The 13,019-nt window shown below is 62.5% G+C and carries 13 protein-coding genes; 6 read left to right on the forward strand and 7 right to left on the reverse strand.

What is annotated here, in order from left to right; genetic code table 11:
• Positions 1 to 59: 59 nt before the first annotated feature.
• Positions 60 to 647, reverse strand: coding sequence for a TIGR00730 family Rossman fold protein (locus FBY03_RS05285; RefSeq protein WP_147171144.1), 588 nt, complete (start codon positions 645 to 647; stop codon positions 60 to 62).
• A gap of 507 nt (positions 648 to 1,154) precedes the next feature.
• Between FBY03_RS05285 and FBY03_RS05290 the strand changes: the two genes are divergently transcribed.
• The 6 genes from FBY03_RS05290 (at position 1,155) to FBY03_RS05315 (ending at position 7,872) form a co-directional block, all read left to right on the forward strand.
• The gene (locus FBY03_RS05290; protein WP_147171145.1) at positions 1,155 to 2,438 is read left to right on the forward strand and encodes an FAD-binding oxidoreductase; all 1,284 of its coding nucleotides are present in this window, start codon (positions 1,155 to 1,157) and stop codon (positions 2,436 to 2,438) included.
• A 333-nt stretch (positions 2,439 to 2,771) separates the two neighbouring features.
• Positions 2,772 to 3,893, forward strand: coding sequence for a branched-chain amino acid ABC transporter substrate-binding protein (locus FBY03_RS05295; RefSeq protein ID WP_147171146.1), 1,122 nt, complete (start codon positions 2,772 to 2,774; stop codon positions 3,891 to 3,893).
• Positions 3,894 to 4,083: 190 nt separating this feature from the next.
• Entirely contained in the window at positions 4,084 to 4,998 is a 915-nt protein-coding gene (locus tag FBY03_RS05300) for a branched-chain amino acid ABC transporter permease (protein ID WP_025164719.1), read from the forward strand.
• A gap of 29 nt (positions 4,999 to 5,027) precedes the next feature.
• The gene (livM, locus tag FBY03_RS05305) at positions 5,028 to 6,287 is read left to right on the forward strand and encodes a high-affinity branched-chain amino acid ABC transporter permease LivM (RefSeq protein ID WP_371920753.1); all 1,260 of its coding nucleotides are present in this window, start codon (positions 5,028 to 5,030) and stop codon (positions 6,285 to 6,287) included.
• Positions 6,284 to 7,159: an ATP-binding cassette domain-containing protein gene (locus FBY03_RS05310; protein ID WP_147171148.1), complete on the forward strand. Its 876-nt coding sequence runs from the start codon at positions 6,284 to 6,286 to the stop codon at positions 7,157 to 7,159. Before livM ends, FBY03_RS05310 begins: the two co-directional genes overlap by 4 nt.
• Entirely contained in the window at positions 7,156 to 7,872 is a 717-nt protein-coding gene (locus FBY03_RS05315) for an ABC transporter ATP-binding protein (protein WP_147171149.1), read from the forward strand. The genes FBY03_RS05310 and FBY03_RS05315 overlap by 4 nt, the downstream gene beginning before the upstream one ends.
• 731 nt (positions 7,873 to 8,603) lie before the next feature.
• Here the strand turns inward: FBY03_RS05315 and FBY03_RS05320 are convergent.
• The 6 genes from FBY03_RS05320 to osmE all read right to left on the reverse strand — a co-directional run bounded on the left by FBY03_RS05320 (position 8,604) and on the right by osmE (position 12,951).
• Positions 8,604 to 9,515 (reverse strand): glycerophosphodiester phosphodiesterase, encoded by a 912-nt coding sequence (locus tag FBY03_RS05320; protein ID WP_147171150.1) that lies wholly within the window; start codon positions 9,513 to 9,515, stop codon positions 8,604 to 8,606.
• Positions 9,516 to 9,675: 160 nt separating this feature from the next.
• Positions 9,676 to 10,248 (reverse strand): HupE/UreJ family protein, encoded by a 573-nt coding sequence (locus FBY03_RS05325; RefSeq protein WP_147171151.1) that lies wholly within the window; start codon positions 10,246 to 10,248, stop codon positions 9,676 to 9,678.
• Positions 10,249 to 10,315: 67 nt separating this feature from the next.
• Positions 10,316 to 10,930, reverse strand: a complete 615-nt coding sequence (gene ureG, locus FBY03_RS05330) for an urease accessory protein UreG (protein ID WP_147171152.1) — start codon at positions 10,928 to 10,930, stop codon at positions 10,316 to 10,318.
• Positions 10,931 to 10,946: 16 nt separating this feature from the next.
• Positions 10,947 to 11,621 (reverse strand): urease accessory protein UreF, encoded by a 675-nt coding sequence (locus tag FBY03_RS05335; protein ID WP_147171153.1) that lies wholly within the window; start codon positions 11,619 to 11,621, stop codon positions 10,947 to 10,949.
• Positions 11,622 to 11,841: 220 nt separating this feature from the next.
• Positions 11,842 to 12,342: an urease accessory protein UreE gene (ureE, locus tag FBY03_RS05340; protein ID WP_147171154.1), complete on the reverse strand. Its 501-nt coding sequence runs from the start codon at positions 12,340 to 12,342 to the stop codon at positions 11,842 to 11,844.
• 237 nt (positions 12,343 to 12,579) lie between these two features.
• On the reverse strand, positions 12,580 to 12,951 hold the full coding sequence (gene osmE / locus FBY03_RS05345) for an osmotically-inducible lipoprotein OsmE (RefSeq protein ID WP_147171155.1): 372 nt from the start codon (positions 12,949 to 12,951) through the stop codon (positions 12,580 to 12,582).
• Between the last annotated feature and the right edge of the window lie 68 nt (positions 12,952 to 13,019).

Genomic DNA, 13,019 nt, shown 5'->3' on the forward strand with positions numbered 1-13,019 from the left:
AGCCTCGCTCGCTCGCTCACTCATCTAGCTGACTCAGCAGGCGCAAGGGACTCGCAGCGTTAGTCGGGCTGGCGATCCGCCCACTTGGGCGTGGCGCAAGGTTGCCAAAGGCGTAACGCATTGAGCAGCTCGGCCGGCGATTCGCTGAGTTGCAACATGGCGCGGTGCTGCGAGCGCACGAAGCGTTCGGCCACCAGGTGGTCGAGAAACTCACCAAGCTTGGCGTAGAAGCCGTCGACGTCGAGCAGGCCGAGCGGCTTGCCGTGGTAGCCGAGCTGGCCCCAGGTCCACACTTCGAACAGCTCCTCCAGGGTGCCGAGGCCGCCGGGCAGGGCGATAAAGGCGTCGCTGAGTTCGGCCATGCGGGCTTTGCGCGCGTGCATGCCGTCGACCACTTCCAGGCGAGTCAGGCCCGGATGGCCGATCTCGGCGCGCTCCAGGCTCTGCGGGATGATGCCGATGACTTCACCGCCTGCGGCCAAGGCGGCATCGGCGACCACACCCATCAAGCCAACCGCGCCACCGCCATAGACCAAGCGCAGGCCTTGTTCGGCCAGGTGACGGCCGAGACTTTCCGCCGCTTGTCGATAGATAGGTTGGGCGCCGGGGCTGGCGCCACAGAATACGCAAATGGAACGCAGGGTCATGGTCGATCCGTGAGTGTCGGCAAGACCTGCAGGGTAGCGGTTGTGGCGCCTGAGTCCAATCGTTCAGCCGGCAAAGTGCTCGTCAGGGGAGGCGCCACAAGCGCCACAGGCATAGGCGGCCAGCAGGCTGTGCAATAGGCTAGAAAAGGACATGTCGATTCTTCCTTGGGATTGAGCAGGCAGGCTATCGCTCGCATGGCCGACGGACCTGTTGATTGTTGCGATAGGTGCGATAGCGTTCTCCAGAGTCTAGTGGTCGTTCATGGCGACGCCACTCGAGCTGTTCGCGGCCCCAGAAGTCTGCTTCTTGGCCGCGCGACTGCATGACTAAACGGAATGATGTGGCGAATAAAGGTTGCTTGTTGTGCTGCGCGCGCCCGGCTATTACTTGAGCCGCGTGAATTTATCGCAAGCGGATCCGCAGCCCATTCAGGGGGGCTTGCCTCGATAAATCCACTGTCGACTCGCTACCGTATTGACCCCTATGCCGCCGTTAAGGATTGAGCAATGACGCTGCGCCAAGAGTGTTTGTGGGAACAACTGACGTCGGCGCGGCCAACGGCCGGCGCCCTGAGCGGTGAGCTGAAGGTCGATGTCTGTGTGATCGGGGCGGGCATCACCGGGCTTTCCGCGGCGCTTCACCTGCTCGAACAGGGTAAAAGTGTCTGCGTACTGGAGGCCCATGAAACCGGGCATGGCGGCTCCGGGCGCAATGTCGGCCTGGTCAACGCGGGCATGTGGATCGCCCCGGATGAGGTCGAATCCAAGCTGGGTCAGACGGTCGGTAGCAAATTGGTGGCGACCATGGGCGCCGCGCCGGCGCTGGTGTTCTCGCTGATCGATAAATACGCCATCGATTGCCAGCTGCGCCGCGCAGGCACCCTGCATATGGCGCACAACAGCCGCGGTCTGGCCGACCTGCAAAGCCGCTGCGAGCAATGGCAGCGCCGCGGCGCGCCAGTCGAGATGCTGACTGGCTCGGCCTGCCGCGAGGCGACCGGTACCCAGCGGATTGCCGCGGCCTTGCTCGATCGGCGCGCCGGCACGCTGAACCCCATGGCCTACACCGGCGGCTTGGCCGCGGCGGTCATGCGCCTGGGCGGTAAGTTGTTCCATCATTCCCCGGTTAGTCGTCTGGAGCGGCAGGGCTCGACCTGGTGTGTGCTCACCGAGCACGGCGCGGTCAAGGCCGAGCAGGTGGTGACGGCCTCGAATGCCTACACCGAAGGCGAGTGGACCGAACTGCGGCGCAATTTCTTTCCCGGTTTCTACTACCAAGTGGCTTCTGCGCCGCTGACTGGCGATGCCGCCGCGCGCATCCTGCCGGGCGGCCAGGGCGCCTGGGATACGCGGCAGGTGCTCAGCAGTATTCGCCGGGACGCCGACGGACGCCTGCTGCTCGGCAGCCTGGGTAGTGGCACACACAAGCCGGTCTGGTTCTTGCGGGCCTGGGCCGATCGTATCCAGCGGCATTACTTCCCCGAACTGGGCACGGTGGATTGGCAGAGCACCTGGACCGGCTGTATCGCCTTCACCCCGGATCATTTGATGCGCCTGTTCGAGCCCGCGCCCGGGTTGCTCGCGGTGACCGGTTATAACGGCCGTGGGGTCACCACTGGTACGGTGGTTGGCAAGGCCTTCGCCGATTACCTGTGTCAGGGCGACCCGCAGGCGTTGCCCATGCCGATGCAGCCCATGGCTAAGGTCGGTGCTGCGGGGCTGCGCAGCTGTCTGTATGAAACAGCCTTTTCGCTGTACCACGCGGGGCAGTGTCTACGCGTGGTGATCTGAATGACTGACTCGGGCATGAGGTGCAGGGGTATAGCACTCATATGCGCAACTGAACTTGGCGTTATAGCCATTTACACAGTTGCGATGGCAAATCGGCAAGGGCTGTCTATTGTTAGTACAGCTGTGCCATGGCGCTGCGCTTAGCCAGTTCCAAGTGCTCCATGACGTTGCGTAATAATCAATCAAACGACTGCTTTACCGTAATAACTACAAAAAAATAGAGGAGAAATACCGCTTTCAGGCGAACTGCAACTATAACAACCAACGGCACGCCGCTTGCTTATCCAAGCCGAAAGTAGCAGTACTCACTCATAGCATCGGAGCAATAAAACTATGTCGCAGAAGGTTTTCAGAAAGGGTTTTCTGGCGCTCGCCGTGACCGGCGCACTGGGTCTATCTTCACTGGCTCAGGCCGATCTGGTCATCGGGGTGGCCGGTCCGCATACCGGAGCCAACGCCACGTTCGGCGAGCAGTATTGGCGCGGGGCGACCCAGGCGGCGGAAGACATCAATGCGGCGGGCGGCGTCAATGGCGAGAAGATCAAGCTGATCAAGGCCGATGACGCCTGCGAACCCAAGCAGGCCGTCGCCGTGGCCAACCGCCTGGTCGATCAGGATGGGGCTCAGGGTGTCGTCGGGCACTTCTGTTCGTCCTCGACTATTCCGGCTTCCGAGGTCTACGACGAGGCAGGCATCATCGCCATCACGCCCGGTTCGACCAATCCTGCGGTGACCGAGCGCGGTCTGTCCGGCATGTTCCGTATGTGCGGGCGCGACGATCAGCAGGGCATCGTCGCCGGCAATTACATTGTCGATACCTTGAAGGCGAGCAAGGTTGCGATCATCCATGACAAGGATACCTACGGCCAGGGCCTGGCGGATGCGACCAAGGCGCAACTGCACAAGCGCGGCGTCACCGAGGTGCTCTACGAGGGCCTGACCCGCGGCGAGAAAGACTTCAACGCCCTGGTCACCAAGCTGCGCGCCGCTGGCGCCGAGGTGGTGTACTTCGGTGGTCTGCATGCCGAAGCGGGTCCGCTGGTGCGGCAGATGCGTGAGCAGGGGCTGACGGCGACCTTCCTCTCCGGCGATGGCATCGTCACCGATGAGCTGGTCACCACCGCCGGTGGTCCGCAGTACACCAAGGGCGTACTGATGACCTTTGGCGCCGACCCACGCTTGATCCCTGATGGCAAGGCGGTGATCGAGAAGTTCCGCGCCAACGGCTTCGAACCTGAAGGCTATACCCTGTACTCCTACGCCTCTGTGCAAGCCCTGGCGGCCGCCTTCAATGGGGCCGGCGAGAACGATAGCGCCAAGGCCAGCGCCTGGCTGAAATCCCACCCGGTGCAAACCGTGATGGGCAAGAAGGAGTGGGACTCCAAGGGCGACCTGAAAGTCTCCGACTACGTCGTCTACGAATGGGATGACCAGGGCAAATACCACCAGCAGTAAGTACTAGCTCGGCTAACCGTTCAGGTGCTACCCGTGCCTGAACGGTTGCTGCCTTCCGGGAACTGCTGAGTTGTCATTCCCGCTCGCTGCTGCATTGCGTGCCGTGGTCGTTCAGCAGTCCCCGTCTGATTTCACTTGAGCAGGCCGGCCGAACCCCAGGCCGCTTGTCTCAGCAGACGAGACTGAGTCAATGGACGGTATTTTCCTGCAGCAAACGATTAACGGGCTGACCCTCGGGGCGGTCTATGGCCTGATCGCCATCGGTTACACCATGGTCTACGGCATCATCGGCATGATCAACTTCGCGCATGGCGAGGTGTACATGATCTCCGCCTACCTGTCGGCCATTACCCTGGCCATTCTGGCTTCTTTCGGTCTTGAATCCTTTCCGCTGCTGATTCTCGGCACATTGCTGTTCACCATCGCAATTACCGGGGTGTACGGTTGGGTGATCGAGCGGGTGGCCTACAAACCGCTGCGCAACTCGACACGGCTGGCGCCGCTGATCAGTGCCATCGGCATGTCGCTGGTGCTGCAGAATTACGTGCAGATCAGTCAGGGCGCTCGCCAGCAAGGCGTGCCGACTCTGCTCGAGGGGGCGTTCAAACTGCACATCGGTGAGGGCTTCGTGCAACTCACCTACACCAAGGTGTTCATCCTGATCGCCGCCTTTGTCGGCATGGCGCTGCTGACCTATGTGATCCAGTACACCAAGCTCGGGCGCATGTGTCGCGCCACCCAGCAGGACCGCAAGATGGCCTCGATCCTCGGCATCAACACCGACCGGGTGATCTCCTATGTCTTCGTCATCGGCGCCGCCATGGCCGCGTTGGCCGGTGTGCTGATCACCATGAACTACGGCACCTTCGATTTTTATGCTGGCTTTATCATCGGCATCAAGGCCTTTACCGCTGCGGTGCTGGGCGGCATCGGTTCCTTGCCTGGCGCCATGCTCGGCGGGCTGATTCTGGGCGTGGCCGAGTCGCAGTTCTCGAGCATGGTCAACACCGACTACAAGGACGTGTTCAGCTTCTCCTTGCTGGTGCTGATCCTGATCTTTCGGCCCCAAGGTCTGCTGGGCCGTCCTCACGTGGCGAAGGTGTAACCATGTCCTCAGCCATTGCAAACAATCCTATGGATATTAAGAAGAGCCTGGTGGATGCCGTGCTCGCCGGCTTGATCGCCTTGATCGTGTTCGGCCCCATCGTCGGCGTGGTGCTCGACGGCTATCAGTACAACCTGGAGGTCGAGCGCGTCGCCTTGATCATCGGCGTGGTGATGCTCGGTCGCTTCGCCTTGAGTCTGTTTCTGCAGACGGCCAAAGGGCTGGCGATGCTCGCCAGCTTCGAGAGCAGCGACTCGGGCGTACACGTGCTGGCGCCGGACTATAAGAGCCGGCTGCGCTGGATCATCCCGTTGCTGATCGTGATCGCGATGATTTTCCCGATCTTCGCCAGCAAGTACCTGCTGACCGTGGTGATTCTCGGCCTGATCTACGTGCTGCTGGGCCTCGGCCTGAACATCGTGGTTGGCCTGGCCGGCCTGCTCGACCTGGGCTACGTGGCCTTTTACGCCATCGGCGCCTATGGCCTGGCGCTCGGCTATGAGTACCTCGGTCTGGGCTTCTGGACGGTGCTGCCATTGGCCGCGCTGGCTGCGGCGATGGCCGGAGCACTGTTGGGCTTTCCGGTGCTGCGCATGCACGGCGATTACCTGGCCATCGTGACCCTGGGCTTCGGCGAGATCATCCGCCTGATTCTCAATAACTGGCTGGAGTTTACCGGCGGGCCGAACGGCATGTCGGTGCCTTCACCGAGCTTCATGGGCCTGGAGTTCACCCGCCGGGCCAAGGACGGCGGCGTGCCGTTCCATGAGTTCTTCGGCTTCAGCTACAACCCCAGTATGAAATTCATCTTCATCTACCTGGTGCTGTTTCTGGTGGTGATGCTGGTGCTCCATATCAAGCACCGGCTGACCCGTATGCCGGTGGGCCGCGCCTGGGAGGCCTTGCGCGAAGACGAGATCGCCTGCCGCGCCATGGGCTTGAACCATGTGCTGGTGAAGCTTTCGGCCTTTATGATCGGGGCGTCCACGGCCGGATTGGCCGGGGTGTTTTTCGCCAGCTACCAGGGCTTCGTCAATCCGGCGTCCTTCACCTTCTTCGAGTCGGCGCTGATCCTCGCCATCGTCGTGCTCGGTGGCATGGGCTCGACCGTCGGCGTGGTGTTGGCGGCCTTCATGCTGACCGTCGCCCCGGAGCTGTTACGCAGCTTCGCCGAGTACCGGGTGCTGCTGTTCGGCATTCTGATGGTGCTGATGATGATCTGGCGCCCGCGCGGGCTGATCCGGGTGAGCCGCAGCGGTGTCGTGCCGCGTAAGGGAGTTGCGCCATGAGCGAAGAAATTGTCCTCTCGGTCGACCGCCTGGCCATGCATTTCGGCGGAATCAAGGCCCTCAGCGATGTCAGCCTGAACATCAAACGTAACTCCATCTCTGCGCTGATCGGCCCCAACGGTGCTGGCAAGACCACGGTATTCAACTGCCTGACCGGTTTCTACAGGGCCACCGGTGGCACGATCAAACTGAATGCTCGCGGCAAGAGCACCGACGTGGTCAAGGTGCTCGGGGAACCCTTCGAACTGGGCGACTTCATTTCCCCACCGACGCTGTTCAGTCGGCTCTACTACAAGATGTTCGGCGGCACCCATCTGGTCAATCGCGCAGGTCTGGCGCGGACCTTTCAGAACATCCGCCTGTTTCGGGAAATGTCGGTAGTGGAGAACCTGCTGGTGGCGCAGCACATGTGGATCAACCGCAACATGCTCGCGGGCGTGTTCAATACTCGCGCTTTCCGCAAGGCCGAAAGCCGGGCGCTGGATCATGCCTTCTACTGGTTGGAAGTGGTCGACCTGGTCGACAGCGCCAACCGCTTGGCGGGCGAGCTGTCCTACGGTCAGCAACGCCGTCTGGAGATCGCCCGGGCCATGTGTACACGGCCGCAGATCATCTGCTTGGATGAACCGGCCGCCGGTCTCAATCCACAGGAAACCGAGGCGCTCAGTCGGATCATTCGCCTGTTGCGCGACGAGCACGATTTGACGGTGCTGTTGATCGAACACGACATGGGGATGGTCATGAGTATTTCCGACCATATCGTGGTGCTCGACCATGGCCTGGTGATTGCGCAAGGAGGGCCGGAGGCGATCCGTAACGATCCTAAGGTGATTGCCGCTTATCTGGGCGCGGAAGAGGAGGAGCTGGTATGAGCGAGCCACTTCTCGAACTGAAAGCGCTGGATGTGTTCTACGGGCCGATCCAGGCGTTGAAACAGGTCTCGCTGCATATCCAAGAGGGTGAGACGGTCAGCCTGATCGGCGCCAATGGTGCGGGCAAGTCCACCCTGCTGATGTCGATCTTCGGCCAGCCGCGGGCCTCGGCGGGACAGATTGTCTACCGTGGCACCGACATCACCCATAAGTCCTCGCACTATGTGGCCTCCAACGGTGTGGCGCAGGCCCCGGAAGGGCGCCGGGTGTTCCCCGACATGAGCGTCGAGGAAAACCTGATGATGGGCACCATCCCGATTGGCGACAAGCACGCCGACGAGGACATGCAGAGCATGTTCGAGCTGTTCCCGCGACTCAAGGAGCGGCGTAATCAGCGGGCCATGACCATGTCCGGAGGCGAGCAGCAAATGCTCGCCATCGCCCGCGCCTTGATGAGCCGGCCCAAACTACTGCTGTTGGACGAGCCGAGTCTGGGCCTGGCGCCGATTGTGGTGAAGCAGATCTTCCAGACCCTGCGCGAACTGGCGCAGAGCGGCATGACCATCTTTCTGGTCGAGCAGAACGCCAACCATGCGTTACGTCTGTCCAATCGCGGCTATGTGATGGTCAACGGCGAAATCCGCCTGAGCGGCACTGGTGAGGAGCTGCTGGGCAACGAGGAGGTGCGCAAGGCTTACTTGGGCGGGCACTAGTTTCCGCCGGTGGCTCGCGCTGCGTGTCCCAATGGATGCGCATCAGCTGGCTGATGTGCAGAACAGCCGAGGGCAATCCTCGGCTTTTTTGTGGGGCGCGGTTGTATAGGTTGCACGCTAATCACACTCGAACCTGGACCGCTGCCAAGAGGCAAGGGGCGGCAGGGGAAAGCCTGTGGGTGTTCACCCGTAGGCTGTTGCCGAGCAGCTGCCCTGTAGGGGGAGGCTATCGCTATGCAGAGTTGCCCACAAAGACTGTGGAGCGAACTGTGGATAAGGTGGGAGTAGAGCTGTGCAGGCCTTGTCGTGGGGCTTTTTGTACTGCCTGAGTGTTTTTTGATCAGTGTTGTTTTTATCTTAAAAACAGAGAGTTAGTCGATTTTTTCAGCAGCGTGCCGCTCCGCGGAAGTTGTCCCCGGCTGCTGTGGGTAGGGCTGTGGGTAACTACGGTAAGCCTTGCTGGGAGCCCCGCTAGTCAAGGCTTTGCGGGTATTGGTCAATTATTGATCAATGCATCGCTGGGCTCTTTTGGGCCCTGTCAAACGGCTCTGAGTCAAGAAATAATCAAGTTATTTCAACGTTTTGGCCGCAAGCCAGGTCCTGGGTCGAATAGTTATCCAGTTTGGCTGTGGAGTTATCTGTGGATAAGCTGCGTGTGCATACGCCTAAGCCAGGCCCGCTAAGGCGTGGCCGGGGTTGCTGGTTATTTGCTCAATCTCAGTCCTGTGGGCTCAATCGCTCAGTGCGCTGATCCGGGTCGAGCGGCCGAGCAACTGCAGGGCGCGGTCCGGGTAGTCAGTGATCAGGCCCTGGGCGCCGAGATCGAGCAGGCGGCGCATGGCCGGTTGTTCATTGATCGTCCACAGCTGCACGTTCAGCCCGCGCGCCTGGGCGGTCTGCAGCAATGCAGCGCTGGCGATGCGCAGGCCGCTGTGTTGTTCGGGAATTTGCAGCGCCTGGTAGGAGGGCGAGAGCAGGCTGCCCAAACCTAGCCAGTTGAGCGCCACCAGCATGCGCACCGAGGTGGGCCCGGCAGCGGTGGCGACTCCTGGGCATTGCTCGCGAAACAGTTGCAGGCTGCGTTCATAGAAGCTGCCGACTATCACCCGCTCACGTTGGTCATTGGCGCTGAGCACTGCACACAGTTGGGCCTCCATGCCGACATCCGGCACTTTGATCTCGATCACCTTGGGCATGTTCGGCAGACGTTCGAGCACTTCGGCGAAACTCGGGATGCGGATGCCCTGGCCGCGATAGGGGTAGCTTTCGCCGCCGTCGGCGGTCCAGCGGTAGCCGGCGTCCAGGGCTTGCAGTTGCTCCAGGTTGTACGCGGCGACGGCGCCTTCGCCGTTGGTGGTGCGCTCCAGGCTGGTGTCATGCATCACCACCAACTGACCATCGCTGGACAGTTGCAGGTCCATCTCCAGCATGTCCACGCCGAGGGCGCTGGCACGTTCGAAGGCGAACAGGCTGTTCTCCGGCCATAGCCCTCTGCCGCCACGGTGGGCGATCACCAGGGGCTGGCCACCGAATGCGCTGAGCACCAGGGGTGGCGCTGTTGGCCGGCTGGTCAGCGCCAGTACGGACAGCACGATGACGATCAACAGCAATGGGGCGAACAGGAAGCGAATGAGGCGCAGCATGGCGGATTCCAAGCGTTCAGGGATCGGACGTAGTCAATGCTTGGACTATGGCAAATCGACGGCTGTCGGGCGAGCGGCGAATGGTGTCAGGCAGCAGACCATTGAGGACAGGGCGTTACGGACACCGTGCGGTGTCGCCTGCAGCGCCCTGGCTGCCCCATTAGCTGGCCAACAAGCAAACACCGGCCGCGGCCGCGATGATGCCAGCCAGGCGCACCAGGGGCGCTACGCTGTGCGGCAGGCTGCGTACCAGCGCGTAACCGGCGGCGTGCAGGCCCGCGGTGGCGATCAGGAAGCCGCTGGCGTAGGCCCATGGATTGGCCTGTGCCGGCAGCTCCAGGCCATGGGCGAGGCCGTGGCTGAGTGCGAACAGGCCGGTCAGGCCGAGCGAGGCAGCCATCGGCAATCGCGCCGCGACAGCGACCAGCAGGCCGAAGGCCAAGACCGAGGCGGCGATTGCCCCTTCCAGCAACGGCATGCCTGCGCCGCCGAGGCCCAGCACGCCACCGACCAGCATGCTGGCGACAAAGGTCAGCGGTAACGTCCAGCGTGCGGCGCCCGACTGTTGCGCGGCCCACAGGCCCACGGCGACCATCGCCAGCAGGTGATCGAGGCCGAGCAGTGGGTGGCTCAAGCCGGCCAGCAGGCCTGCGTGGTCATGCCCGCTGTGGGCGAATGCCAGGGTTGGACTGAGCAGCAGGGCGAGGGCGAAGAGGGATTTGTGGCGAGTCATGGTGGGGCTCCTGGTTGTCCGTTGTTGTCCGGCTAAACGGGTGCGCGCTGGCTGTTGCGCGCCGCGATCAGGCAGGGTTGAGCATGCCGTGGCGTTCGATGAAGGCGATGACTTGATCGAGGCCCTGGCCGATTTTCTGATTACTGAAGACGAAGGGTTTGTCGCCGCGCATCTTCAGGGTGTCGCGTTCCATCACCTGCAGTGAGGCACCGACCAGGGGCGCCAGGTCGATCTTGTTGATCACCAGCAGGTCGGATTTGCAGATGCCCGGGCCGCCCTTGCGCGGCAGCTTGTCGCCGGCCGATACGTCGATCACATAGAGGGTCAGGTCGGACAGTTCCGGGCTGAAGGTGGCGGACAGGTTGTCGCCGCCAGACTCGATCAGGATCAGGTCGAGGCCGGGAAAGCGCCGGTTGAGTTGATCGACCGCCTCCAGGTTGATCGAGGCGTCCTCGCGTATCGCGGTATGCGGGCAACCGCCGGTTTCCACGCCGATGATCCGCTCCGGCGGCAGGGCCTCGTTGCGCACCAGGAACTGAGCGTCTTCCTGGGTGTAGATGTCGTTGGTTACCACGGCCAGGTTGTAGCGCTCGCGCAGGGCCAGGCACAGCGCCAGGGTCAGCGCCGTTTTGCCGGAACCGACCGGGCCGCCGATGCCGACACGCAGGGGTTGGCTGTTCATCGTTGAGTGTTCCTTATCAAGAGCGGAATAAACGGCTGTATTGGCGTTCATGGGCCATGCTCGTCAGCGTCAGGCCGAACGCGGCGCTGCCCCAGTGTTCGGGGCGTAGCTGAAGGCTCTGCTGCTGCGCCTGTTCGAGTGCGGGTAGCAGTTGCGAAGTCAGGCGCTGCGCGGCCTGCTGACCGAGTGGCAGGGTTTTCATCAGCACCGCCAATTGGTTTTCCAGCCAGCCCCAGAGCCAGGCGGCGAGGGCATCCGGCGACTCGATCTGCCAGGCCCGGGCGGCCAGCGCCCAAGTTACGGCCAGGCCGGGTGTCTCGAGGGTAGCGAGCAGTTCGCGCGACGCGTCGTCCAGCTCCGGCAGGTCTGCCAGCAGTTGCGCCAGCGAGTAGCCCATCTGCCGGCTTTCCTGGTGCAATTCGCGGGTCTCGCGGCTGGCGCGCTGCTGCTCGGCCAGGGCTTTCAGGGCCGCCCAGTCGGCGTTGGCGGCCGCTGTGCAGTGTGCCAGCAGCAAGGGCGCCTCGAAGCGCGCGAGATTCAGCAACAGTTGATCGGCGATCCAGCGTCTGGCGCTTGCTGGGTCGTGGACCAGGCCTTGCTCGACCGCCATCTCCAGCCCCTGCGAATAGCTGTAGCCACCGATAGGCAGCTGTGGGCTGGCGAGCCTGAGCAAGGCCCATGCTTTATTCATCGGCGGCCACCGCGCGAATGGCAGTACGACGCGGTGTCAGCCGCACCGTAGCCGACAGACTATTCGTCAAATGAGGGCTGGCCAGCCTGAGTAAGGCCCATGCTTTATTCATCGGCGGGCACCGAGCGAATGGCGGTACGACGCGGTGTCAGCCGCACCGTAGTCGGCAGACCATGCGGCAACCGTAGGTTGGCCGGGTGCAGCAAGGCCCGCGCGGACCTCACTTGCGCACCCCGAACTGATGCAGGCGCGGCGCATAGCTGAACTCGGCATCGCCAGCATGGGAGTGGTGATGACCGCCGCCGTAGGCGCCGTGCTCGGGTTGATAGGGCGCTTCGATCCGCTCTACCGTGGCGCCCAGTTGTTCGAGCATGGTCTGCAGCACGTAGTCGTCGGGCAGGCGCAGCCAGCCTTCACCCAGTTGCAGGGCCACGTGGCGGTTGCCCAGGTGATAGGCGGCGCGGGTCAGCTCGAAGGCGTTGCTGCAGGTGACGTGCAACAGCGTTTCGGCGCGGGCGCACACGCGGACCACGCGGCCGTCCTCGGCCTGCAGGCATTCGCCGTCGTGCAGCGGTGCCTGGCCACGTTCGAGGAACAGGCCGACCTCTTCGCCTTGGCGAGTGAAGCAGCGCAGGCGGCTTTTACTGCGGGCTTCGAAGCTCAGTTCGAGCTCGGCGTCGCAGTGGTCCTGGGCGGGGATACGTTGGTGGATCACCAGCATGGGGCAGTTTCCGGCAGCTCAATGCCGGGAACAGAGCAAGGGGCTTGCCAACCTGCGCTAACGTCGAGAGACGCGGGCCTGGGGCGCAGAGGGTGACGAAAATGAGGCGCTGCTCAGGTTTATTTGGTGCGCCACGGCTCCTGATGCACCGTTTGAGTGCTAGCGGTGCTTCAGCTGCACGCCAGCGCACCGCTGGCTCACGGGAAGCAGCCACGACAAGCGGCTGGCTTGTCCGCCTCAATAACCTCCACCCCGGTCGAAGACCGGCGCATGAGCGCGCGCGCGTTCGTTTTTCTCCATCTGCTGACAACTGATAAAACCTTTGCCATCGACGCGGCCCGCCGAGTTGAAGCTGACGTAATAGGCCTGCTGCCGACCTTCCTTATTGAGAATGTAGTTATTGCAGGTGCCGGGGCTGACCGTGCGCGGTTCCTCGCTGGACGGGGGGCCGGCGATTTCCAGGACGTGCTGTTTGTTCATGTCTAGAGCCACTTCCTGGACCAAGGGTTCGTCGCGATAGGTCAGGTAGTCGATCGGGTTCTCTGCCTGGCCGGCACACCCGGCCAGCGCCGTCAGCACACCGGCAACACTCAGGGTTCGCATGTACATGGTGTCTTCCCTTGTGGCGAGCCTGGCCGGGCTACAGCTTATTGGAACCGCAAAAGCCGGTAGGCAGT

The organism is Pseudomonas sp. SJZ079, assembly GCF_007993865.1.
Lineage (GTDB): Bacteria > Pseudomonadota > Gammaproteobacteria > Pseudomonadales > Pseudomonadaceae > Aquipseudomonas.